General features: G+C 50.0%; 21 protein-coding genes. All 21 read right to left on the reverse strand.

All coding sequences use genetic code 11. The annotated features are described in order from the left end of the window. Positions 1-51: 51 nt before the first annotated feature. The 21 genes from I6E38_RS07970 to I6E38_RS08070 all read right to left on the reverse strand — a co-directional run bounded on the left by I6E38_RS07970 (position 52) and on the right by I6E38_RS08070 (position 25,455). On the reverse strand, positions 52-1,014 hold the full coding sequence (locus I6E38_RS07970) for a type I phosphomannose isomerase catalytic subunit (RefSeq protein WP_235393467.1): 963 nt from the start codon (positions 1,012-1,014) through the stop codon (positions 52-54). A 138-nt stretch (positions 1,015-1,152) separates the two neighbouring features. Further along, positions 1,153-2,604 (reverse strand): TrkH family potassium uptake protein, encoded by a 1,452-nt coding sequence (locus I6E38_RS07975; protein ID WP_235393468.1) that lies wholly within the window; start codon positions 2,602-2,604, stop codon positions 1,153-1,155. Continuing rightward, a complete protein-coding gene (gene trkA / locus I6E38_RS07980) occupies positions 2,601-3,944 on the reverse strand; it encodes a Trk system potassium transporter TrkA (protein ID WP_235393469.1) in 1,344 nt (447 codons plus the stop codon). The genes I6E38_RS07975 and trkA overlap by 4 nt, the downstream gene beginning before the upstream one ends. Before the next feature lie 26 nt (positions 3,945-3,970). Beyond that, the gene (gene dxs / locus I6E38_RS07985) at positions 3,971-5,869 is read right to left on the reverse strand and encodes a 1-deoxy-D-xylulose-5-phosphate synthase (protein ID WP_235393470.1); all 1,899 of its coding nucleotides are present in this window, start codon (positions 5,867-5,869) and stop codon (positions 3,971-3,973) included. 107 nt (positions 5,870-5,976) lie between these two features. After that, positions 5,977-6,378 carry a hypothetical protein gene (locus I6E38_RS07990; RefSeq protein WP_235393471.1) on the reverse strand — a complete coding sequence of 134 codons (402 nt, stop codon included), beginning with the start codon at positions 6,376-6,378 and terminating at the stop codon, positions 5,977-5,979. Positions 6,379-6,449: 71 nt separating this feature from the next. Next, positions 6,450-7,763: a ribosome biogenesis GTPase Der gene (gene der, locus I6E38_RS07995; RefSeq protein ID WP_235393472.1), complete on the reverse strand. Its 1,314-nt coding sequence runs from the start codon at positions 7,761-7,763 to the stop codon at positions 6,450-6,452. Between the two features lie 330 nt (positions 7,764-8,093). Continuing rightward, positions 8,094-8,975 carry a GTPase Era gene (gene era, locus I6E38_RS08000; protein ID WP_235393473.1) on the reverse strand — a complete coding sequence of 294 codons (882 nt, stop codon included), beginning with the start codon at positions 8,973-8,975 and terminating at the stop codon, positions 8,094-8,096. Positions 8,976-9,159: 184 nt separating this feature from the next. Beyond that, complete coding sequence (locus tag I6E38_RS08005; protein ID WP_235393474.1) at positions 9,160-10,179, reverse strand: beta-ketoacyl-ACP synthase III; 1,020 nt, start codon at positions 10,177-10,179, stop codon at positions 9,160-9,162. A 14-nt stretch (positions 10,180-10,193) separates the two neighbouring features. Continuing rightward, positions 10,194-10,379, reverse strand: a complete 186-nt coding sequence (gene rpmF, locus I6E38_RS08010) for a 50S ribosomal protein L32 (protein ID WP_021993472.1) — start codon at positions 10,377-10,379, stop codon at positions 10,194-10,196. A gap of 6 nt (positions 10,380-10,385) precedes the next feature. Then, complete coding sequence (locus tag I6E38_RS08015; RefSeq protein WP_235393475.1) at positions 10,386-10,919, reverse strand: YceD family protein; 534 nt, start codon at positions 10,917-10,919, stop codon at positions 10,386-10,388. Between the two features lie 42 nt (positions 10,920-10,961). Next, positions 10,962-12,155: a sensor histidine kinase gene (locus I6E38_RS08020; protein ID WP_235393476.1), complete on the reverse strand. Its 1,194-nt coding sequence runs from the start codon at positions 12,153-12,155 to the stop codon at positions 10,962-10,964. Between the two features lie 152 nt (positions 12,156-12,307). After that, positions 12,308-13,258 carry a serine/threonine-protein kinase gene (locus tag I6E38_RS08025; protein ID WP_235393477.1) on the reverse strand — a complete coding sequence of 317 codons (951 nt, stop codon included), beginning with the start codon at positions 13,256-13,258 and terminating at the stop codon, positions 12,308-12,310. 7 nt (positions 13,259-13,265) lie between these two features. Continuing rightward, entirely contained in the window at positions 13,266-13,832 is a 567-nt protein-coding gene (locus I6E38_RS08030) for a hypothetical protein (RefSeq protein ID WP_235393478.1), read from the reverse strand. Between the two features lie 11 nt (positions 13,833-13,843). Beyond that, entirely contained in the window at positions 13,844-15,475 is a 1,632-nt protein-coding gene (locus I6E38_RS08035) for a leucine-rich repeat domain-containing protein (RefSeq protein ID WP_235393479.1), read from the reverse strand. A gap of 15 nt (positions 15,476-15,490) precedes the next feature. After that, positions 15,491-16,546: a hypothetical protein gene (locus tag I6E38_RS08040; RefSeq protein WP_235393480.1), complete on the reverse strand. Its 1,056-nt coding sequence runs from the start codon at positions 16,544-16,546 to the stop codon at positions 15,491-15,493. Between the two features lie 4 nt (positions 16,547-16,550). Then, a complete protein-coding gene (locus I6E38_RS08045; RefSeq protein ID WP_235393481.1) occupies positions 16,551-17,582 on the reverse strand; it encodes a hypothetical protein in 1,032 nt (343 codons plus the stop codon). A gap of 10 nt (positions 17,583-17,592) precedes the next feature. Further along, on the reverse strand, positions 17,593-18,489 hold the full coding sequence (locus I6E38_RS08050) for a fimbrillin family protein (protein WP_235393482.1): 897 nt from the start codon (positions 18,487-18,489) through the stop codon (positions 17,593-17,595). Positions 18,490-18,551: 62 nt separating this feature from the next. Beyond that, positions 18,552-20,735: a leucine-rich repeat protein gene (locus tag I6E38_RS08055; protein WP_235393483.1), complete on the reverse strand. Its 2,184-nt coding sequence runs from the start codon at positions 20,733-20,735 to the stop codon at positions 18,552-18,554. After that, positions 20,732-22,897 (reverse strand): leucine-rich repeat protein, encoded by a 2,166-nt coding sequence (locus I6E38_RS08060; RefSeq protein WP_235393484.1) that lies wholly within the window; start codon positions 22,895-22,897, stop codon positions 20,732-20,734. The genes I6E38_RS08055 and I6E38_RS08060 overlap by 4 nt, the downstream gene beginning before the upstream one ends. Before the next feature lie 25 nt (positions 22,898-22,922). Next, positions 22,923-23,882 carry a fimbrillin family protein gene (locus I6E38_RS08065; protein WP_235393485.1) on the reverse strand — a complete coding sequence of 320 codons (960 nt, stop codon included), beginning with the start codon at positions 23,880-23,882 and terminating at the stop codon, positions 22,923-22,925. Positions 23,883-24,051: 169 nt separating this feature from the next. Continuing rightward, positions 24,052-25,455 carry a hypothetical protein gene (locus tag I6E38_RS08070; protein ID WP_235393486.1) on the reverse strand — a complete coding sequence of 468 codons (1,404 nt, stop codon included), beginning with the start codon at positions 25,453-25,455 and terminating at the stop codon, positions 24,052-24,054. Positions 25,456-25,612: the final 157 nt, after the last annotated feature.

Raw genomic sequence — 25,612 nt, forward strand, 5'->3', positions numbered from 1 at the left:
GGGGTAGGGCTTTGCGGGGATGGGGCTTTGCGGGGATGTACTTGTGCTGTCTTACACGTAAGTCTCCAGGAACTTCAGCGTTCCCTCAATCTTCAGAGTCTCGGTTGTAGCAGGTACGAGCATGCTCTCGCCGGCGCTCAGAGTGACAGTGTTGCCTTCGTTGTCGGTGATAGTAGCCTCACCCTTAAGGCCGATGAGTATAACAAAGCTGTCGAGCTCAGAGTAGTCGAGAGTCATCGGCTCATCGAGATCGTAGACAGCTGTGCAGAAGTAAGGACACTGAACGAGGCTCACACCCTGGTTCTTCTGCGGAGTATACTCGGTGCGATAGTTGTCCTCAACATTATAGTTGATGCACTCGGCAGCCTGCTTGGTGTGCAACTCACGATAGTTGCCGTCCTTGTCCTTGCGCTTGAAGTCGTAGATGCGGTATGTCACGTCGCTGGTCTGCTGAATCTCGGCGAGGAAACAGCCGGTACCGATAGCGTGAATACGTCCGGCAGGGAGGAAGAAGCAGTCGCCCTCCTTCACGTCATAGCGTGCAATGGCATCGCAAATGGTGTCGTTGGCAACCATCTCGGCATACTGTGTCGGTGTGATCTGCTGCTTCAGACCACACAGCAATGTAGCGTCCTTGTCAGAGTCGAGCAAATACCACATCTCGGTCTTGCCACGCTCCTTGCCCTGACGCTTGGCAATCTCGTCGGTAGGATGAACCTGAATAGAGAGGTCCTGACGTGCATCGATAAACTTAATGAGCAACGGGAACTCATTGCCGAAGCGCTCGTAGTTCTCCTTACCTACAAGTTTCTCCTTCTGTTCGGCAACAACCTCGTTGAGCTTCTTGCCAGCGAACTCGCCATTGGCTACTACAGTCTCATTGCCTGGCACGCCAGAAATCTCCCAGCTCTCGCCTACATTCTCCTGCTGCACATTAAGATGCTTGAAAGGGATAATCTTCTCGCCACCCCAAATCGTCGACTTGAGCAGCGCGTTAAACTTCATTGGTTCCATAATAGTTGTATTTAGTAAATGTTATAATTCAAAACTTAAAACGCCCAATTCAAAATTCAGAAATTCAAAATTCAGAAATTCAAAATCGCAGGCGTAAGCCGAGAACAATTCAAAACTCAAAACTCAAAATTCCTAATTCTAATTCTCCTTCCAGAATTGCGGTGTGAATATTACGAGCACACTGAATATCTCAAGACGTCCGATGAGCATCAGCACCGAGCATATCCATTTGGCTGCTATAGGCAGTTCGCTCCACGACATTGTCGGACCAATCTCCGTACCGAGCGTCGGACCAACGTTGCCCAGCGCACTTAGCGTGATGGTAATGGCGTTGGTGTTGTCTATACCCATCGCTATCATCGAGAACGAGCAGAACAGGCACAGAATGAGATAAGTCGAAAGGAAAGCGAGCAGCGTCACACGCTTCGACGAAGGAACGTTGGTGCCGTCGACACGCATGGGCAACACGGCGTTGGGATGCAGCATCTGTCGGAACTCGTTCTTAATGATCTTCAACAGCATGACGCAGCGTATGCACTTGAATCCACCGCTCGTAGAACCCGAACACGCTCCGAAGAACATACAAATTGCCAATACCACCCATGTAACGTGGGGCCATACGGCAGGGTCGTCGGAAAGCAAACCCGTTGTGGTGATGAACGACACCACCTGGAACAAGGCACTTCGAACTGCCGGTTCAAACTCATAACCGTTCTTCCACATCAACTCAAACGCTATAAAGCCAGCGAAAGCAAGCACCACAAACAGATAGAATCGGCACTCAGCACTCTTCAGAAGCGTGCTGGGCTTGCGTTGCGACACGGAAATATAGAGCATCGTGAAGTTGATGCCCGATACAAAACAGAAGAAGATGACAATGTATTGCACTACAGGAGTGAGATAACTGTAGTCGTTATGGGTGGCAAATCCACCCGTAGCAGCCGTGGTGAAGCTGTAGTTGACACTGCTGAACAAGTCCATACCGGCACACCACATAGCCAACATGCACAACACGGTGATACAGATGTATACCACCCATATCCACTTGGCGTTGGTACTGAGGCGTGGGTGGAGCTTGGTCTTGATAGGTCCGGTGGCCTCAGCGGCAAACACCTTCACACTTCCGCCCACAAGCGAAGGCAGAAGGGCTATTGTGAAGAATACAATACCAAGTCCGCCAAGCCACTGCGTGAACGAACGCCAAAACAAAATGCCGTGCGGCAAGACATCGACATCGTCTATTATCGTGGCACCGGTAGTGGTGAATCCCGACATCGTCTCGAAGAAGGCATCGGTGAACGAGTGCAGATAGCCGCCTAAGAGAAACGGCAGCGTTCCGAACAGCGAGAATACAGTCCACGTGAGCGTCACCACAAGATAGGCATCGCGTCGAGAGAGGGTGTTGTCGCAGTTGCGGGCTATCAAGCGCAGCACCAGTCCGGTACCAGCCGATATTGCTACAGACAATGCAAAAGCCATAAGGTCGTCTTCGTGATAATACACCGAAACGCCAAGACACAACAACAGCATCATAGCCTCGATGAAGAGCAACGACCCTATAATCTTATATATAAGCTTTAGATTTATCATAGGAAGAACTTTTCAATCTTCTTCATGTTGACGCTATGGCAGAACACCATAACTGAATCGCCCGGATGAATCAATGTGTTACCCGACACGAGCAGTCCCTGACCGTCGCGCACCAGTCCGCCTATGGTCATTCCCTTGGGCAGTCCGAGGTCCTTAACGGGCTTTTGTGTAACCTTCGAACCTTCCGACGGGATGAACTCTGCGACGTCGGCATTGGCAGTCATGAGGAAACGCACGTTGTGAACGTTGGCATCGAGCATCATCTGATAGATATGGCTGGCTGCTATCGACTTCTTGTTGATGATGGTACCGATGTCCAGACTCTCTGCCATGCTTACGTAGTCGATGTTCTCTACCATTGCCACCGTCTTGCGCACACCCATTCGCTTGGCTGTAAGACAAGCGAGGATATTGGTCTCGGCATTGCCGGTCAGCGCCACAAAAGCCTGAGTGTTCTTTATGCCCTCTTCAATTAGAAGCGAGAGGTCACGTCCGTCGCCGTTGATGACAAGTGCCTTGTCGTTTTCAAGTATAGAGTTAAGACGCTCGCAGCGCTGCTCGTCAGCCTCGATAATCTTCACGTCCATATAGCTCGGCATGGTCTTCACGGTGCGTACAGCCGTAGCTCCACCGCCCATTATCATCACGTTCTTCACGTCGACATAATACTCCTTGCCTACTATCTTGCGTATGTAGGGTATAAACTGGCGGGTGGTCATGAAGTAAGCCATGTCGTACATCTGCAGACAGTCGTTACCACCAGGAATGATGGTCTCACCCTGACGCTTGATGGCTACTATGTGATACGGGTCTTCCGGTCCGCAAATGTCGCGCATGGGGCGGTCGAGAATGGTGCACGACTCGCGCAGCTTGACGCCAAGCATGACGAGTGCTCCACCGTGAACGTCCCAACGCTGGCGCACCCACGACATCTTGAGTCCGTTGTTGATGTCAATGGCTGCAAGCATCTCAGGATAGATGATTGAACTTACGCCCAATCCGGCAAAGAACTCCTTCAGCTCGGGTTCGATATATTCTGAGTTGTCAATCTTTGCCACTGTCTTTTTTGTGCCAAGAGCCTTGGCAAGCACGCACGACGCCATGTTCTGGCTTTCGTCGGGCGTTACGGCGATAAACAAATCGGCATTTTCGGCTCCTGCCGTTGTCAGTGCCTTGACACTTGTAGACGATGCCTCCATTGTGAGGATGTCGACATCTGAGCCTATATGCGAGAGTCGCTCCTCATCGCTGTCCATGACAACAATGTCGTCGTGGTCGCGCGAGAGCAGACGCGCAAGATGCGTACCGATGGCGTATGCGCCGGCTATAATTATCTTCATAATGAATTGTTGGGGTGATGATATATTTAGTTGTTGATGATTGCTCGCTTTATCGACTCAATGTCGGTGCCGGCGATATGTCGCAATTCGCTTACTGTGCCGTGTTCGATAAATCGGTCGGGCAGTCCAACACGGCGCACTGTCGTGGTCTTGCCATTGTCGCTCAACCATTCGAGCACAGCCGAACCGAATCCACCTGCAAGCTGTCCGTCCTCAACGGTAACGATACGGCTGAAGCGCTGCGAAACGCTTTCAAGCACTTCTGTATCAAGCGGTTTGCAGAAACGCATATCGTAGTGTGCCACACTGAGCGAATTGCCTTCTTCGCGCAACTGGCTTATGACGGTCTGTACATCGTTGCCCAACGGACCGTAGCTCAACACTGCCACGTCGCTGCCATCGCTCACCTGACGTGCCTTGCCTACCGGAATGGCTTCCAGCTCGCAATGCCAGTCGTCACGCTTCACTCCCTTGCCACGCGGATAACGTATCACCACCGTGCCCATACCAGGCAACTGTGCCGTGTACATCATCCGGCGCAGCTCACACTCGTCCATCGGCGAGCACAGCGTGAGGTTGGGCACCGGACGTAGGGCGGCTATGTCGAACACTCCGTGATGCGTAGGTCCGTCCTCGCCTACAAGTCCGGCACGGTCGAGACAGAACACCACCGGAAGGTTGAGTATGGCGGCATCGTGTATAATGTTGTCGTAAGCACGCTGTGCGAAGGCACTGTATATGTTGCAGAACGGCATCAATCCGTCCTTTGCCATACCCGCTGCAAACGTGGCGGCATGGCCCTCGGCTATGCCTACGTCAAACACACGGTCGGGCATAGCGTGCATCATTATGTCCATCGAACAACCCGTAGGCATGGCTGGCGTGACGCCAACGATGTTGGGATTGGTCTCAGCCAATTCCAGCAGTGTACGTCCGAACACCTCCTGATACTTCAATGGATATGGGTCGGCAGTGTCGGGAATGCGCTCACCGGTCTCGGGGTCGAACTTGCCGGGAGCATGCCATACGGTAGCCTCGCGCTCGGCGGGTTCATAGCCCTTGCCCTTTACGGTGTGAAGGTGGAGCAGTTTCGGTCCACGCATATTCTTCAGCTGTTCGAGTATGCGCACGGTCTCGCACACATCATTGCCGTCGAAAGGTCCGAAGTAGCGTATGTTCATACCCTCAAAGACATTCTGCTGATGCGAGAGCGCCGACTTCAGGGCGTTGTTAAGGCGTATGATGCCCTTGCGACGGTCGTCGTTGAGGTAGCCCATGGAGTGCAACCACTTCGACGCCTTGTCGCGCAAGCGGTTGTACGTAGCGTTGGTGTCGAGATTAAGAAGATACTTCTCCATACCACCAACAGCACGGTCGATGCTCATATCGTTGTCGTTGAGCACGATAAGCAGGTCGTTGGGCGACGACGACACGTTGTTGAGTCCCTCGAAAGCGAGTCCACCCGACATAGCACCATCGCCTATTACTGCCACCACATGGCGGTCGTCGTGACCCGTCTTACGGGCAGCGACAGCCATACCGAGCGCTGCCGAAATGGAATTGGATGCGTGTCCACACGTGAATGTGTCGTACTCGCTCTCCATCGGAGTCGGGAATGGGCGTATGCCGTGAAGTTTGCGGTTGGTGCAGAACGTGTCTTTACGACCGGTTAGTATCTTATGACCATAAGCCTGGTGGCCGACATCCCACACAATGCGGTCGTACGGTGTGCTGAACACATAGTGCAAAGCCACCGTCAGCTCGACAACGCCGAGCGACGAAGCAAGGTGTCCGGGATTGACCGACAACTCGTCGACAATGTCACGACGCAATTCGGCGCAAAGTTCGGGCAACTGGGCCACACTGAGACGTCGCAAATCGTCGGGACTGCTTATTTGGTCCAAAAGTTCAGATATGTTGTTCATGAAATAACTTTAGCTGTACAGTTATGCAAAGTTAATGTAAATGAGCGAAAGCGCAAAAGAAAAAACAGACAATCGTCAACCAATAACGTCATAACCAAGACTCATTTTCACTTCATATACCAATTGCCGCCATGCAACACCATTGGCACTACAATCTCCTCCTTGGTGCTGTCGCCAAAGCAGAGCATAAGAAAGGCGCGGCCCACATGGCGGGCAGTGTCGGTCTTGGCGCTCACGGCATGCACAGCCGCGAGTCCGCTGTGGTCGTCCTTTATCTGCCCCACATACTGCTTGGCGTTGACTATCAGCTGTTCGCGATAACTGCCGGGGATGCTGTCGGGACGATAGAATCCGTCGACATAAGCCTCATAATTGCCGGCTATAAGATAGTCGTAATACACCTTGGCAGCACGCACCGCCAGTTCGTTAGGATTCTGCACCTCGGTCTTGCCACATGAAGCGACAGCAAGAACCACCAGCGCCAGGACTACATATAAAATGTTTCGCATGTTCTTTATGATTTATGATAAAAAAAGAGGATATGACATTCCTGCCATACCCTCCTAATGATATCTGTCTATTATTTCTGACGTATGAATACGTTGATTGGACATCCGTGCATCGACCAGTTGTCGCGAATCTTGTTCTCCAAGAAACGGCGATACGGCTCCTTGATGTACTGTGGCAGGTTGGCGTAGAACACGAACGACGGAATCTGCGTGTTGGGCAACTGTGTGCAGTACTTGATCTTGATGTACTTGCCCTTGATTGATGGTGGCGGATAAGCCTCAATCAGAGGAAGCATCACCTCATTGAGCTTTGATGTACCCACATGTGCCTTACGGTTCAGGTATACCTGCTTGGCTGTTTCGAGCACCTTGTAGATGCGCTGCTTGGTCAGAGCCGAAGCGAAGATGATTGGGAAGTCGACAAACGGAGCCATGCGGTTGCGTATGGCGTTCTCGAATGTCTTGATGACAGCCTGGTCCTTGTTCTCCACAAGGTCCCACTTGTTCACCACAACCACAAGCGACTTGTTGTTGCGCTGAATGAGCTGGAAGATGTTCATATCCTGTGCCTCGATGCCGCGTGTAGCGTCGAGCATAAGTATGCACACGTCCGAATTCTCAATGGCACGTATCGAACGCATTACCGAATAGAACTCCAGATCTTCCGACACCTTGTTCTTACGACGTATACCGGCAGTATCGACAAGATAGAAGTCGAAACCGAACTTGTCGAAACGGGTGTATATCGAGTCACGTGTAGTACCGGCAATCTCGGTTACGATGTTGCGGTCCTCGCCGATGAAGGCGTTGATGATTGAGCTTTTGCCTGCGTTAGGACGACCTACAACAGCAAAACGAGGAATACCATCCTCTACCTCTTCCTTGGTATCGGGCTTCAGCTTCGACAGCACGAGGTCGAGCAAGTCGCCGGTGCCGCTACCTGTAGCCGATGAGATGCACTGTGGCTCGCCAAGTCCAAGAGCGTAGAATTCAGCAGCGTCGTAAATCTGGTCGTTGTTGTCGGTCTTGTTAGCCACGAGGATTACGGGGAGCTTGGTGCGGCGAAGGATTGTTGCCACGTCCTGGTCCCAGTCGGTCAGTCCGGTCTGTACGTCGACGAGGAAGAGCACGAGGTCGGCCTCCTCTGTGGCAACGATAACCTGCTTGCGAATGGCATCCTCAAAGATGTCGTCGCTCTTTACCACCCATCCACCGGTGTCTACAACAGAAAACTCGCGGCCGTTCCACTCGCACTTGCCATACTGGCGGTCGCGTGTAGTGCCGGCTGTGTCGCTAACGATAGCCTGACGTGTCTTGGTCAGGCGGTTGAACAGTGTCGACTTACCCACATTTGGGCGTCCCACTATTGCTACTAAATTTGCCATAATTTTTAGTCAATTCTTTCCTCCGCATCTCACGGAGGCTTGTAGGATGTGGTCTCTGCATCCTTGTTAATGATTTTCCGAAGCTGACCCACTCCGGCCCTCGCCATTCTGACGAGAGTATCCCCTCTTTGCTATTCAGGGGGAAGCGGCGTAGCCGCAATGTTGAGTTTTGAATTTTGAATTTTGAGTTTTGAATTGTCGGCTATGCCGATTTTGAGTTGTTCAATTTTGAATTATGAATTCGTAACTCATAAATCTCAATTCAAAATTCATAAATTCAAAATGCGCGAAGCGCACAATTCAAAATTCAAAATTCAAAATTCAAAACTCTTATTCCGGGTTATATCCGAAGTTGTCGAGTTCGCGCTTTGAGCTGCGCCAGTCCTTGTCCACCTTTACAAAGGTGTGCAGATAGACGCTCTTGCCGAAGAACTTCTCGAGCGACTTGCGTGCCTCGGTCGACATCTTCTTCAGCGCCACGCCTTGATGTCCGATGATGATGCCCTTCTGCGAGTCGCGCTCCACGTATATCACGGCGTGTATGTCGATGTTGCGCTCGGTCTCCTTAAACGACTCCACCTTAACCTCTACCGAGTAAGGAATCTCCTTGTCGTAGTAGAGCAGAATCTTCTCGCGGATTATCTCCGACACGAAGAAACGGGCTGGTTTGTCGGTCAGCTGGTCCTTGTCGAAGAAAGGAGGTGAGTCGGGCAGAAGCTCCTTGATGCGGCGCATGAGCATGTCGACGCCAAACTTGTTCTTGGCAGATATGGGAAGAATCTCGGCATTGGGCAGCAGCGTGTGCCACTTCTCAACGGTGTCGCCGAGTGTCTTCTGGTCGCTCTGGTCAATCTTGTTGATGAGCAGAAGCACCGGAATAGTCATCTTCTTCACCTTATCAAGAAAGTCCATGTTCTTCTCTGGATTCTCCACAACGTCAGTCACATAGAGCAACACATCGGCATCCTGCAATGCCGACTCCGAGAAGGCGAGCATCGACTCCTGCAACTTGTAGTTGGGCTTCAGCACACCGGGAGTATCAGAGAAAACTATCTGGGCATCGTCCTCGTTGACAATGCCCATAATGCGGTGACGCGTGGTCTGCGCCTTGAATGTGGCAATACTGATGCGTTCGCCAACAAGCTGATTCATCAGCGTCGACTTGCCCACATTAGGATTGCCCACTATATTTACAAATCCTGCTTTGTGCATATTCTTTTCTATAGGGGATAATTTTTTACTATAAATACAAAGTTAGTGTTTTTTCGGGAATATCCGCAGACGCGTATTTGCAATTATATGATTTTTAACAGAATAGACACAAAAAAAGCACATTCGACGATAGTTCTTAAAACTGTCGGATGTGCTTTTATATATGAGATAATATGTTTCTTGATTACTTAGCACCGGCTACTTCCGAGCCGTCGTAAGCCCACTTGCAGAACGAGGCTCCGTGAACGAAACCTGCACCGAAAGCAGTGAAGATGACGTTGTCGCCCTTCTTCATGTTCTTCTCGTTATCCCACAATGCCAATGGTATTGTGGCAGCGCTGGTGTTGCCATAGCGCTCGATGTTGACTACCACCTTATCCATAGGCAGACCGATACGCTTGGTAACGGCCTCGATGATGCGAAGGTTTGCCTCGTGCGGTACAACCCACTTCACGTCGTCGGCAGTGAGTTCGTTGCGCTTCATCACTTCAGCCACGTCGTTGCTCATGTCGGTAACAGCATAGCGGAACACTGTGCGACCCTCCTGATAGAGATAGTGCAAACGGTGTGCAACGGTGAAGTGTGACGGCGGGCAAACAGAGCCACCAGCCTTCATGTGAAGGAATGGGAGTCCCTTGCCATCGGTACGCAGATACGAGTTCTGCACGCCAACACCTTCCTCCTCAGTAGCCTCAACGAGCACTGCTCCGGCACCGTCGCCGAAGAGTACGCAAGTAGCGCGGTCCTGATAGTCGACGAGCGACGACATCTTGTCGGCACCGATAACGATTATCTTCTTGTAGCGTCCGCTTTCAATCATTGTAGCGGCTACGTCGAGCGAATAAAGGAATCCGCAGCATGCAGCCTCAAAGTCGAAGGCGAAAGCATTCTTCAGTCCAAGTTTGCCAAGGACGATAGACGCTGTCGAGGGGAACTTGTAGTCGGGAGTTGTTGTGGTTACAATCAGCGCATCAATTGTGTCGGGATCGACACCGGTCTTCTTCAGGAGCTGCTTGGCTGCCTTACGCGCCATGTAGCTTGTACCAAGACCTTCCTCAGTGAGGATGTGGCGTTCCTTGATGCCGACACGTGTCATAATCCACTCGTCACTGGTGTCTACCATGCGCGACAGCTCCTCGTTGTTGAGGACATAGTCGGGCACGTATCCGCCAATGCCGGTGATTACTGCGTGTATCTTTCCCATTTTACGGTGAGAAATTATTCAGCTACTTCCTTAACGATAGCAACCTTGCCACGATAGTATCCGCAAGTAGGGCATACTGTGTGGTATACGTAGTAAGCGCCACAGTTAGGGCATACTGCCAATGTAGGAGCTACTGCCTTATCATGAGTTCTTCTCTTAAGTGTACGAGTCTTCGACTGTCTTCTTTTAGGATGTGCCATTTTTCTTTAATCTTTAATTATTGTTTTTAATTTTTCTAATCCATTCCATCGCGGATCTACCGCCTGCTCTCCATCCTCGCCACTACTTCGGGTAGCTGAGTGTTCTTCGAGAACCTTAATCATCGCCGCGTTACATTTTCCAGGTGTATGCACGTGCTTAGCGGGTATGTTGAGTGCTATAAATTCGTAGATAAACCACGCCACATCGAGTATGCCTTCACGCTCGTCGACAGTGATGAGGTCATCATCCTCGGAATATTCTTCTCCAAACTTCACCACGAGGCGGTCGTCCGTCTCAATAGGCTGTTCCATATCGTCCAGACACAGGTCGCACGGAATAACGACAGTGCCTTCGGTGTGAAAATCAAGCTCAAAATAGTTCTCCGTGCGGCGTACATTTATACGCACACGAATATTGCCACGCTTGATTTCGTCTTCATCAAGTGACTCAAACCAAGCGTCGCCCAGACTATATTCAAGGGTACTCTGACCCTCTTTCAAGTCCTTCAAATCTATTCTAAGCAGTTCAGAACTACACATTTGGTGCGCAAAGTTACGAATATTTTCCGACATACGACAATTTTACAATAATGTTTTTGACTTTCTTAAAGGTTTTTTCAGTTCTACGCGGAATGTTGTGCCAATTCCTACCTCAGAATGCTTCACCCAGATGCGTCCTTTGTGATATTCCTCCACAATGCGCTTGGCGAGCGAGAGGCCGAGGCCCCAGCCTCGTTTCTTGGTGGTGAAGCCGGGACGGAACACGTTGCGCAAGTCCTTCTTGCGTATTCCCTTGCCAGTGTCGCTCACCTCAACAACGGTCTTGTTTGCTTCTTGCGCCACGGTTATGGTTATAGTGCCCTCGCCTCCCATGGCGTCGACAGCATTCTTGCACAGATTCTCTATCACCCATTCAAATAGCGATGCGTTTATCCGCACCCTCACCTCGCCCTCGGGGAAGCGGCGTATCATCTGCACGCGCTTCGACGTGCGGCGGTCCATATAGTCCACCACGTGCTGCATCACCTCCTTAAGGTCGGTATCTACGGGTTCGGGCAGCGAGCCTATCTTCGAGAAGCGGTCGGCTATGAGTTGCAGTCGCTGCACGTCGTTCTCCATCTCGGGTATCAGTTCGTCGTCGGGATAAGTCTCGCGCAGAATCTCCACCCATGCCATCAGACTGGATATGGGCGTACCGAGTTGATGGGCGGTCTCCTTGGAGAGTCCCACCCACACCTTGTTCTGTTCGGCACGTTTCGACGTGAGCAATGCGAATATGGCTATTACGACAAACAGCATAACTACACCTAATTGTATATAGGGGTATGACGCCAGGCGGCGCAGCATGAGCGAATCGTCGTAACAGACGTCAATATAGTCGGTGCTTCGGTCGTCGTCGAGTGTTATGCGGATATTGCGGTTGGCGGCAAGCAATTGCTTGCCCAAATCATTAAGAAAAGCGGTGGAATCGGCTGAACTTTTGCAATGTTCAATTTCAATGTTGCGGTAAGCCTGTACCTGTCCGTGCGGGTCGAGCACAACTACGGGAATGGTGTTATTGCTGTTTATCACACGCAGCACAAGATTGATGTCGGTATTCTCGTCGGCATTGTTGAGTGTGCGCATAGCCTCAGCCCACACCTCCATCTTGCCACGCTCCTCACTGGCAAGGTCGCGTATGAGGAAGTGCGACACGACGAGCGAGACAACCGCTATCACTACGGCTGCCAGCACAAGAATTATCTTCACACGGCGTATCTGGTCTGTCCACTGCATATAAATGTATAACGCAGTTATCGGCAGATTATTATTTGGAATCAGAAATTAGGATTTGTCTTTCTTGTTTTCTATCGTTACGAGAGCTCATTCCAAATGTTATGAGTCTGCACACCAATCGTAATAAAAGCTCGCACCAATTGATGCGAGCCTTACCAAAGACTACTATCCATCACCTTATTGGCAGCTCCAGCAGAAACAGAATCGTTATTTACAGCGTCTGCTGGTGTGGTTTGGCGTGCGTTCATCATCACACCGATGATGACAATCAGCACCAATGCCAATGCTACGAGTAGAGCGTTCACCACGACTAACGACCTGCCCTTGTCTGCCATCAGAAGCCTTACCTGCGCAATGTCAGCAGGACGATGCACACGATCGGCTGCAGCGCACCTCCGCCCTACCCTCATCAGTTGCTTGCTACGTACAGCCTCAGCCATATACTCCAACACCTTGCCAAACGAATAGATGTCGGCACGAGGATCGCTCTGGGCACCTGGCTTGAGCTGTTCGGGTGCCATATAGCCGTATGTGCCAGCCGGAATCTTCAGCACGCAGAAGGTTTCGCTGTCGGAAAGTCCGAAGTCGATGAGCTTCACGTCACCGCCTCGGTGAGTCAGCATTATGTTGGAGGGCTTGATGTCGCGATGGACGGTCTGCTTGGCGTGCATATACTCCATAGCGTCGAGCAACTGGTCGGCTATCTTGCGTGCCTTCTCCTCAGTCATGTTGACGCCTTTTACAGCCGCTTCAAGCGTCTCGCCGTCCACATATTCCATGACTATGCACTCGCCCAATTCGCCCACAGGCTCCATACTTATAGTGCGGCATATGTTGGGATGGTCGAGTTGCAGCCCTATCTCGAATTCCTTAAGAAGTGCCTGATGATAAACCGGTGTGTAAAGAAAGTCCGTCTTCAGGCATTTCAGCATGTAGCGCTTGCCATATCGTACGGATGTGAAAAGACGGGTGAAGCCCGACCTCGACACATAGCACTCGCTGATATTAGTAAAGCCACTGTCGGCTCGCGCTACTACAAAATCCGATTCGTTGTTTATGTTTTCCACATATCCCGAAGTGGGTCGGTTTTCATTGTCACTCATAATCAGTCTAAATTATCTTTCTAACTATCGAAAGGCCGCCATTGCGTCCTGCCACAAAGGGAGGCGTACGCTCACCGTTGCGCTCAAGGTAAGGCAGATACAACGGCTGCTCCTTGATAAAACATCCTGTCACGAAGCGGTCGCCCGCCTCCACCTTACTGTTCTGTGCCGCCAGCACATGATAGAGACTGTCGCCGAGATATTCAAGGCGGAGCAGACGGTTGGGCGCCCATCCTATCTCTATCTGCTCACCTTGTTCAAGGTCGCTGCTCACGAGCTGACCGGCATCAAAGAACGACGAATTATAGTACGAGCTCTTCTTCAGCCAAAGCAGAAACGAGGCATAGTCCTTATGTCCTATGTATGCCGACAGAGAGTCGAGGGTCTGCATGCGCGGCTTATGGCTGTCGCTAACATAGCCGTACAGTCGCTTCAACGTCGAAGGCGACACGAATATCTCATGTCGAAGGCGCAGTATCACCGAGAACTCCTCAAAGTCGGTGGTCGTGGTAAGGTGCTTGCCGTAATGCTCCTCGACAAGTCGTTTCAGCTCTTCTATTTCTGGTGTATTCATAGTCACTTCATTTATATGTCATCAATTATATTCTCAAACTGGTCCCAGTATGACTTTGCCCGATAATACTCCTCTCTGCCTTTCGGCACATGCACGCGGCACGTCTTCAGAAAGTCGGTAGCAACATTGGCAAATGTGTTGTCATAGCATACTGGTGGCAACGCAGCACCGACGTAAAGGTCAGTGAGCGGACAACCGTCGAAGACATATTCGTTTATAATGTCCACTTTCTTGCCAAGACGCACCGTGGTAAGGTGGCTGCATTTCTGAAACAATCCGGAAGGCAGCTGCTTAAGGGTGGAGGGCAGCACCACTTCCTTCACCTTGCTGTTATAGAAGGCGCACATACCCAACTTGGTCAGTCCGTCGGCGAATACGAATTTCTCCACGCTGCTTTCGCGGAAGGCATAGTCGCCAACGCTCTCTATGGTGGAGGGCAATGTGTATTCGCCCTTCTTGCCCATCGGGAACCAGAGTATGCGCTTGCTGTCACTGCTCAGGAGTACGCCGTCCTTGCTCATGAAGTGGGTGTTGGCTGCCGACACGTCGATGTTCTCCAGCGATGTGCAACCTGCCGATGGACTTACGGCGCTTACCGAAGCTGGGATGGTGATGCTGCGCAGAGAGGTGCAGCCCTCGAAGGCTTCCTTTTCTATCTTGACGGCTCCCATCGGCAGCTTGATGGTATTCAGACCTGTGCAAGCGCGAAACAGACCTACGCCTATCACTCCGTCCTCTGTAAATCGTGATTCGCCATACTCGCCACCACCCGCAACGATGCTTGCTCCCGAGATGTCGAGGTCGGCAAGACGTCCGGCTGTAGGATGGTTTTCCTCATCGCGTCCTGCCATTATGCGCAGCGTGCGCAGATCGTCGCCATTGAGCGGGCCTACCACAGAAAGACTTGTAAGATTGAATATCTGGTCGCCGAGGAGGGTGGAAAGGATGCCTGCCTTACCAAGCACGACGGCTGATGAGGTGGTGAACTGGAGGGCTTCGCCTTCCGACTCGCCTATGCTGTTGGCGGCAAATGGCTTGATGGTATACGTTATGTTGGGCTGCAGACCGTCAATAAGCAGACTGTACATTCCCTTGTCGTCAGCCTCATCGCTCTGCATGATAGTCTTCTCGCCACCCTCGATGCCTTCGCCCGACACACGGCAACCGCAGGATGTGACGGGGTCGCCGCCATTGTCCGTGATGCTGTAGCCTACGATAAGACTGACAGGAGCGCTACTCAGCACTTCTGCCTTGCTCACCGTGGGGCGTACGTTGGGCTGCGTGGCGAAGCTGACCATCTCGCCTGAGAGCGAGGCTGAGCCATTGGTGCCATGAAGCATATAATAATAGGTGGTGCCGGCTGTGAGCGTAGAGAGACGCATACTGACATTGCCGTCGGCATCAGCCAATACTTCCTGTCTCTCAGACATGCTCTCGTCATTGCCATAACTGAACCACAGACTTGGCATGTCCACTCCCTTGTCCTTGACACACTTGCCCGACAGCGTGGCTTCCGTACGGCTAATGTCCGTAGCCGGAAATGTCTGGAGGCGAGGTTCAAAGTTGTACGGACTGTCGCTGCTGCAAGAGCAGACCGTCACGACAGCCATCAACAATAATATATAGAGAAGTCGATTAATCATTATCGGTACGTTTTTTTACTTGCGCTTTGTTATCATTCCCGTCTTTCCAAGGCATATTCCTACACCTATACATCCCTGCCATTGCTTGCCTGCAATGGTCAGTGCCGACGCACTGAAGCTGAATCGTCCTACCGAAGCTACAACGCCAAGCTCTGCCGCAAAGCCTTTATGGCTGAACTCCTCGTTGCGTAGCCAACCGCCGCCCTCGCTGTCGGCAAGCTGCCATGCGGTGGTCTTACTGCCGTAGCCCACGCCTTCGAATATGTTGAGCAAGCCATTCAGACGATGTATGCCACCCACGGTGAGGACATACGCAGAAGTCTGCGTGCGTCCGGTATAATAAGGAGTATTGCTGGTAGAGGGTCGATAGCCGTCGCTATTGCACGAACCTATCGTCGTAGGCGCCGAATGCAGATTGCTGCTCACATGCACATAAGCACCATGACGACGCATCAAGGCTGCCATTACGCCCCACGAGGGTCCGTCGGTATGGAGTGAGGCTGTGAGCAACGTGAAGGCGTGCAGCTGAACTATGCGTCGTGGCGGCGCCACGGTTACGGTATCGACGATGGTCTGGGTGTATACTATGGTGTCATGCTTCTCCACCACAGCAGCCTGCGGCAGACGAAGGCGCATCTCGTAGGTCATGCGGCTCTCAAGCTTCGTGCCGAACTTATAGTCGCGCAGCACTCCCCATTGAGGATGTTTCAGCGTTATGCTCTTGGTACCCTTGGGTAGGAAAAGCCAAATCTCGCCTACCTTGTCACGACGTTCGACAATGCCCAGGGGCGAAGAGAAGGCAAAGTCGGCAGGTGCCACTACCTTAAGCAGTGCGCACGCCTCGCCGTTAAGGTCGCGTACGGCATCGATGAAAGCGCTCACGTCGGTAGGCAACTGACGGAATTTCTCCACCGTAAAGGTGCTGTCGGGCGCAGCCAATGCGACTGTCGCCACCGCTGCCTTAGCATCGCTCAACGACAGACACGACAATATCATAGAATACACCACGCAAAGCGTAACTTTACGTAGCGTAAAGCATAACTTTACAAATGCCTTCTTTATACTTTCCATATTATTATTCTAAATTAAAGTCGGAAATTTCAATTACTCCATCACTACCACTTACAGTTGCCGACGGCTGCCACGTGCGCACATGGATGAGTGGCATAGAGGCGTTGCGGAAGTCCCACAGCAGAAACAGCCAGCCGTCGTCGGCATAGCGGTCGCTCTTGTAGCGTTGGCGCAGCGACACTCCGTAGATGCCATCTTTCGTAGGATGGCGCATTATGCGGAAGTCGGAGAAGCGCACATCCACCTTCTTGTTCATGCCGAACACCTTGGAGAGTCGCGAGAGATAGTCGGCCTTGGTATGGAGGGCGTAACTCACACGGCTGTCAGCGCCCACCTTGGCTTCCTCCTTCGACTGACGTACTACGTTGCCCACGATGATGAGCGCGTCGTTGCTGAACACCTGACGTAGGAAGTCGATGTCCTTCGTGGTGTATGCAGTGCGCAGATGCTCGCAGTAATTGAGTATCTGACGGCGACGTGTGGCGTCGGTCTCCTCCAGCTTTCCGCTTATTATCTTGGAAGCCTCAGCATAGAACGGACTGTTGTGCGCCATCGTGCGCACGTCTACAGCCGGCAGTCTCACCTCTTTACGGCTTACTTTAGCAGCAGGTTGCTGACCATGCACGTCCGCCACCGTACCGTCAATGGCAGACGTCTGCCCCTCCGGCGCAGTTATTGCCGATTGCGACGGATCGGCTGACGTGGCTGTAAAGACCACTATGCCCTGCATGTCGACATATCCTTCACGACCCGTCGACAATTCGCGGAAGCGCAGACGACCGCCACGAAACTGCGTGTCGAGCATACATCCTCGCAGCGGAATGCGAAACATCTCATTGCCACGCGCGTCCTCTACCACATACTGTCGTTCGCCGTTGGTCATGGTCTGCTCCACAAGCTGCATGCCCTCGCTCGTGCCGTAGCGCGTCTCGGTAGTCACATTATTATATTTTCCAATGGGCAGCACCCACAAAGCCACTGCCCACAAGGAAAGAATCAGCACAAGGGCTGATAATACATACGTTATTTTCTTCATTCAGAAAGTGTTATTGCCAGTCCTTTATCTCACCGCCGATTTCTATCTTCACCTGCTCGGGGTCTTTTGAAATGATAAGGTTGACAAGATTTTCCACACCAGGTTTATAATTGAATCGGCTCTCATAAAAATAGCTCACACCGTTTACCTCCACTTCAATGAATGGCATACGTGTTGTGATGTTCTGCGGCACGACGATGGCAGAATAGCTGGTTTCGTCGTCCTGATGGGCTATGATGCTCTGGCGTGCCACATTCGGATTGTACGTGACGATGCCTTGGCGTAGGTCGACGGTGGCTGAGGTTATGGTGCTGTGTATATACACCTTGGCTTTGGTGGGCAGTTCGCCTTCGAAGTCCTCGCCCTTTATCAGGCGTATGCGTAGCTTGCTCATGATGTGATGAAACAAAAGAGCAACGGGCGAATCCGACGCTGTGACACTCTTCTGCGAAGCAAAGAGCAGGTCGCTTGCCTCATAGCCGCCAAGCGATGTGGCTGTCTTCGGGGTGTTTTGGTCGAGAGCCACACTGAAAGGCTGACTGTCGAGGCTGAGCACCTTATCCATGCGTGGATAGATAGCATAGACATTGAACGTGCCGTCGTCCCAATAGAGGGGACGGAGTGATGTCCATTTGTCGCCGTCGTAGGTCAGCGCATCGTTGTTGGCAAGATTGCCTCCCAACTCCATCGGCTTTTCTGTGTCTGCCACATACAGTCCTATGCGGTCGCCTATCTCGAAATCGGTTTCCGTGGCACGTGTCTGCGACGGATGCTTCACAACGAACGTCATCGGCGTCGACTTGGCATCCTTGTATTGCGGATTGGCATCATCTGAGCAAGCCGCGAGAAACGCTGCCCCTACAATGCTGACACTCATGCAAGCCCACCTTATTATATTATTCTTCATACTTTGTCTTGTTTATTTTTATTACGTTACTCACATTCACTGCTGCAGCCTGTATTCCTGCTTTATTTTGCAATGATGTGTTTAAAGCCCGACCAGGATTCTGACGACTTATAGTCATTTAAGGCAGACTTAGGCACTATAACAGTAAGGTCTTCTAATGGAACTTCATTGAAAGCACTTTCATTCACGACTGGAGGAACGGTGCTCTTACATTCAATTACGCGAAGCGATTTGCAATTGTAGAAAGCACCCACATCGATTAGCTCAAGACTGCTTGGCAATATTATCTTTTGCAGATTTTCGCTATTTGAAAATGCCCATCCATGAATACACGTAACTCCATCAGGTATCTCTGCCTCCCCAGTAAAAGCGCAATTTGAAAAAGCAAATGATGAAATGCTTAGCAAGCCCTTGGGTATCTTAAAACTTCCTGAGAAGTCATTTTCTTGGAAGTTGTAACCTTCAAGTACTGTAAGACTCTTCGGTAATTCAAGTTCGCCTATGAATCCGTTAGCACTAAAAGCACTACCCTCTATAGTAGTGATATCACCATGTAACTGTAGTCTACCTCCCAACCCACATGCTTTAAAAGCACCTGAAGGAATGACGGTCAAGGATTTAGGAATCACCAAGTCGCCTTTCAAGCCAGTACAACCACGGAATGCGCCAGAACCCAACTTCTTCAGATGACTTGGCAATATCAGCTTGCCATACAGATTCCGACAATCCCAAAAACATCCAGATCCGATTTCTTCAATTCCATCCGGCAAATTCAAAGGACATTTAAACCCAGCAGAATTAAAAGCATCACTACCTATCTTCTTCAATGTGGAAGGCAATGTCAGGACACCAGTAAAGTCGTTGTCTACAAAAGCATTATCGCCTATCTCTACCACACCTTCGGGAATATTTAGAGAACCCGTCAGACCTGCACCGTCAAAAGCCCTTGGGTTAATACGCTTAAGAACGTCAGGAAGCACAATGCTTGTCAGCGTTTTTTTATATTTGAAACAAAAACCAGGCAATACATCATCTTCAGCTTTATCTTCCAAACACCAACTCCCTCCAAACATATATCTGTATACTCCTTTTATTCTTACATCCTTTAGATTTAGAGCCGTAAGATTTGGCATACTGTCGCACATAATCCTAAAATCACGCGCATTAATGGTGCCGGTCACCTTCATGCGTTTTACCTTGGTAAGATCCTTATGCGAAGCGGCTATCGAGTCATTTAGATGTCCGGCAGTGGTATTGATAACAGCATACTCCGTAGCCGTGGCATCATGGCTTTGAATATCATTCTCCCAAGGGGCAATGCTCTCGCTTACAAGCGTGAGACGATACTTGCCATTACCCTCGGTCTTGTCCACTCTGATGTTAAACTTCATCATCTTGCCCGACACATAGGTAAGTGCCTCGTTCTTCGCAAATTTGTAAGGCGCGCCATCTATGGTGATGCTGAAGAGCGTAGTGCCAGCCGGGACTGTCTGGGGCACTACGATGGCACGCCATTCATCGTTCACTTGCGAGGGAATAGTAGCCGACGACTCCACATCACCTGCCACTTTCACGGTTCCGTCGGTCATATTTACGCTTGCCTTACGTGCCAGGTTGGTGGCAAACACTATCTTGTCTATGCCTTCCCATTCGCTCTCGGTGAAGCCCTCGCCCTTGAGCAGTTTCACGCAGGCACTCGACATACGGTGTCTCAGCAGCAGACGCAAGGCAGCACTGGTGGGTGCTACATCGCTCAACTTACCCCAAAGGAAGTCGCTCGCCTCATAACCGCCCATCTTTCCGTCGGCAGTGGCAGTGTTCTGGTCGCGCTGCACATTAAAAGTATAGTTGTCGATGCTTTCGGGGTTGGCGTATGGATAGTAGCCATATACGTCTATATGGGTATGATTGTCCTTCCAGTAAACGTCTTGGTCTGAATTCCATTTACAGTTGGTTTCATCGTAAGTGTAGCATACATTATCGGCACGGTTGCCACTCTGTTGTAATGTGCCGGGAATGTCGGCCTTATAGTCAACAATGTAGATGCCCATTCCGTCGCCGTCGCAAAAGCCGCCGTCGTTGACACGTGTCACAGCCACATGGTCTATCTCGCCTGAAAGCTCAATACGACAGGTGCTGTGCTGGGTGCCGTCAGCGCCGAACAGTCCGTCAGCGCAGCCAGCACACAACACCACACATATAGTTATGGTAATGTATATAAGAAAGTTTATGTATTTTCTTATCATTCGACAGTTTTTAATAATAAACCCGACCAGAAATCTGACGACTTATAGTCATTTAAAGCAGACTTAGGCACGATAACAGTGAGGTCTTGCAAATGGACTCCATAGAAAGCTCTGTCATTCACAACTGGAGGGACGGTGCTCTTACATTCAATTACGCGAAGCGATTTGCAATATCCGAAGGCTTGATCATCGATTAACTCAAGACTGCTTGGCAATATTATCTTTTGCAGATTTTCGTTATTATAAAATGCTCCTTCACCAATAGACAGAATACCCTCTGGAATCTCCGCCTCCCCAGTAAAAGCGCAATATGCAAAAGCTGATACAGAAATGCTTAACAATCCCTTGGGTATCTTAAAGCTTCCTGAGAAATAATTTCCATCGAAGTTTCCACGTTCAAGTATTGTAAGACTCTTCGGCAATTCAAGTTCGCCAATGAATCCGTTACGAGTAAATGCACATTTTTCTATAGCAGTGATGCCATCATGCAACTGTAATCTGCCTTCCAACCCACATTCGTAAAAAGCGAGCCCGGGTATAACGGTCAAGGATTTAGGAATCACCAAGTCGCCTTTAAAGCCAGTACAACCACGGAATGCGCTTGAACCCATCTTCTTCAAATGACTTGGCAATATCAGCTTGCCATACAGATACCGGCAATTATAAAAACATCCAGATTCGATTTCTTCAATTCCATCCGGCAAGTTCAATGGACATATAAAACAACACTCACTAAAAGCACTAACGCCTATTTTCTTCAACGTGGAAGGTAATGTCAAGATACCGGTAAAGTCGTTGTTAGTAAAAGCCCATTTCCCAATCTCTACCACACCTTCGGGAATATTGAGAGACCCCTTCAAACCAGAGCCGGCAAAAGCGTTACTTCCGATACTCTTAAGAACGTCAGGAAACACAATGCTTGTCAGCGTTTTCTTTCTTATAAAACATTCAGAAGGTATTTCATCATCTTTCCAATCCGGATTAATATAGCCACTGGTCGGTACTTTGATTCTTACATCCTTGAGGTTAAGAGCCGTAAGCTTTGGCATGCTGTCGCGCATCATTATGAAATCATGATGATTAATGATGCCGGTCACCTTCATGCGTTTCACCATGGCAATATCCTTATGCGAAGCGGCTATCGAGTCTTTAAGATGTCCGGCAGTGGAGTTGATAACAACATACTCAGTAGCCGTGGCATCATGGCTCTGGAGATCATTCTCCCAAGGGGCAATGCTCTCGCTTACAAGCGTGAGACGATACTTGCCATTACCCTCGGCCTTATCCACTCTGATGTTGAACTTCATCATCTTGCCCGACACATAGGTAAACGCCTCGTTCTTAGCGAACTTGTACGGTGCTCCACCTATAGTGATGTTGAAGAGTATAGTGCCAGCTGGGACAGTCTGAGGCACTACGATGGCACGCCATTCATCGTTCACTTGCGAGGGAATGGTAGCCGACGTCTCCACGTCACCTGCCACTTTCACGGTTCCGTCCGTCATGTTTATGCTTGCCTTACGTGCCAGATTGGTGGCAAGCACTGTCTTATCTATGCTTTCCCATTCGCTCTCGGTGAAACCCTCGCCCTTGAGCAGTTTCACGCAGGCACTCGACATACGGTGTCTCAGCAACAGACGCAAAGCGGCACTGGTGGGTGCTACGTCGCTCAACTTGCCCCAAAGAAAGTCGCTCGCCTCATAGCCGCCCATCTTGCCGTCGGCAGTGGCAGTGCTCTGGTCGCGCTGTACATTAAAAGTATAGTTGTCGATGTTTACAGATTGGGCGTATGGATAGTAGCCATATACGTCTATATGGGTATGAAAGTCTTTCCAGTAAACATCATAGTCAGAATTCCATTTACGGTTGGCTTCATCGTAAGTGTAGCATACATTGTTGGCACGGTTGCCACTCTGCTGCAGCGTGCCGGGTGTACCAGCCTTATAGTCAACAATGTAGATGCCCATTCCGTCGCCGTTGCAAAAGCCGCCGTCGTTGACACGCGTCACAGCCACCTGGTCTATCTCGCCCGAAAGCTCAATACGCTGGGTGTGGTACTGTGTGCCGTCAGCGCCGAACAGTCCGTCAGCGCAACTAGCACACAACACCACACATATAGTTATGGCAATATATATAAGAAAGTTTATGTGTTTCCTCATCATGCAACAGTAATCAATAAAAAACAGATTATTCCTCAGTAGCCGTTCCACCATAGTCTACACCGTCTGAGTCCCATCCGGTTATGGTGGCGTTCAAGCCGCTGCTTTTCTTAGCAAGTGTTACATTGAACGTATAGCTTTTGCCACTTACAAAATCGAAAGCCTTGGAGAACACGAAGTCACGTCCGTCCACATTCACATTTATCAGATTGGTCTGCGCTACTTGCTGCGGCACCACAATGGCACGATAGACATTGCCGTCCTTGTATGGTGTCATCGGAGTCATAGTCAATGACTCACTATCAGAATTCATAATAGGTTCCACCTTGCCCGTAGCAAGGTCAATGTTGGCACTTACGGCAGGAACGTTAAGCGTCACCTTAACGTCCGAGGCGGCAAGCGAAGCATCGGTGAATCCTTCGCCTGGCTTCAAGGCTATCACCACCCTACTCATCACATGCTTTGACGCAATGTGGACAGTTGTCTGACTTGGCGCCACATTTAACGTAGAACCAATGATGACATCGGAATTCTTATAAGAGTTGACTTTGCTTTGATCAGCTTCTACTTTAAACACCATAGGGTTCTCGTTTGCGTGTACTGCCTGATAAGGATAATACAAATAAAAATCAGCACACGTCTTGTCATCTTTCCAATACACTGTCTCGTCGGGAGTCCAAGTATTGTAAGAATATGTATAACGCATATTGTCAACATAATTGCCCGAAGGCTTTAAGTCATTTTGCGAACCGTCATCGTTACGATTCACAACATAAAGTCCTATCCGGTCGCCACTCTCAAACGCAGTTTCGGTGACACGAGTTATAGAGGTGCTGATGCCAATGGGTATACGCACTGTTGGTTTTTCGGGCTGCGGAGGTGTAGGCTCATCGTCCACACCGTTTTCTGCTCCCGAAGAGCAAGCCAACAGAAAAAAACTGACAGCAGCAATGTATAAGCACTTATTCAACAACTTATTTATTATCATAGATTTCATGTTTTGTTATTGCCGTATTATAATAGTTGTGCAAAATTACACAATTTATGTGAATACGACAAGTTCACAATAGTTCACGATAAGCAAAACTATTGATTTACAGCACTATTACTCCTCTATTTTTCTTTAAGAAATCTATGATAATAGTGATTTTACATAATTACCAAAACCACCTCCGCATCATTTTCCTCATGAACTCCTCGGTAATCGGAAAGCCGGAGGCATCGCCTATTACAGCGTCGATGTGGCAGTAGGGGCATTCGGCTGTCGGTTCTTCGTCGGAGATGTAGTCCGTGATTTCGGACGGCGGGAATATCTCGCAGCAGCTGAAGCAGCCGCATAGCTTCGACTGCTCCAACTGCTGCTTGTTGCGGAAGCTGCAATCGTGAGCTTGGCGAAGTATTCTGTCTCGCTCCTCCTCTTCTTTCTGCTTTTTCTCAGCCTTTTCCAGATAACCCTTGAATCGTCTCTGAAGATAAAGTGGCACATGATAGTGAGGGGCGAAGACACGCAGCGACGGAACGTGTTCGTGGTATTCATAGCCGGGACCATCTATCACGGTGTAGCTGTCGTCGGTCTCGTCGAAAGGCAGTTCATCCAATCCTCTCTTATCCTTAATGCTTTGGCTTTTCTCCCATATCCATTCCGTAGTAAGCGGAGTGCCTACAACGATGGCAAGCCTCACCTCGTCGCCACTATATACTTCCACAATGTCGCCCTTCTGGAATCTAATCTGTTCTGCATTTCTGCCTCGGAAGGTCTCGTCAGGATGGCGGTCGTATTCGGGCGAGTCGCTTACGCCTGGATAGTAGGTGCTGAATCCCGAGCAGCAGAAGGAGCGGTCAATAAGGTTTCCCTCACCGTCATACACACTTTCAGAAAGACATTCGCGGTTATAGTGCAACAGTCCCATCGGAATCTCCGAGATATAATAGCAGAAGGTGTCGCGCGGATAGTCGTCCTCCCGCTTCATCTTTCTGCGACATTCTATGTCCTGGTGCATCAGCCTCTCAGCCTCCTCAAGGGTTGTGGCAAAGGCTTGCGGACAAAAATTGCTCACCTTATATTTAGGATAATGCGAACGCTTCTTCTCCTCCAGCTCTTCCGTCTCTAATACTTCGAGCTTGAAGACGGCTGCCACATCCCGATGCTGCGGATGCTCAGCCAATTGCTTGAATTCGTCATAAGATAATTGTTTCATTGGAAGTATCCTCTTTGTCTTTGCCGATTGATGATAATGGTGTGTCTTCTTATATTCAGTACCATCACAGTTAGTGATACATAATTCAAGAACCAATCCATCCAACTGATAGTCAGTCGGGATATTGATGGCACGTCTTACGATATCCATTTCTAAGAAGTTGCTGCCGTCCTTTTTGCAGAGCACAACGTCCATATAGTCTGGCATGTCTGGTATAGTTCCTGGCTCCGACATTTGTGGCTGCAACTCCCCGAACGCTTCCTTCACATACTCATAGATTCCATGAGTATATTTTTCGATGTCCACCCCTACATAGCGTGTATAGGTGTATTTGATAATGCATAAAGACATTTTACCTGCCATATTATTTTGTATTTTGTTTATCCTCCTTGTCGTCGCTATGGTCCATCACTATCTGATAATACTTAAGCACTTCTCGCGTAACTTGCACATATTTTGTCGTTGATAACCTTTTACAAAAGAGGCGACCATAAAGATCGCCTCTTTTGTTCAGTTATGG

Source organism: Leyella stercorea, from assembly GCF_021531355.1.
In the GTDB taxonomy this organism is placed as follows: Bacteria; Bacteroidota; Bacteroidia; order Bacteroidales; family Bacteroidaceae; genus Prevotella.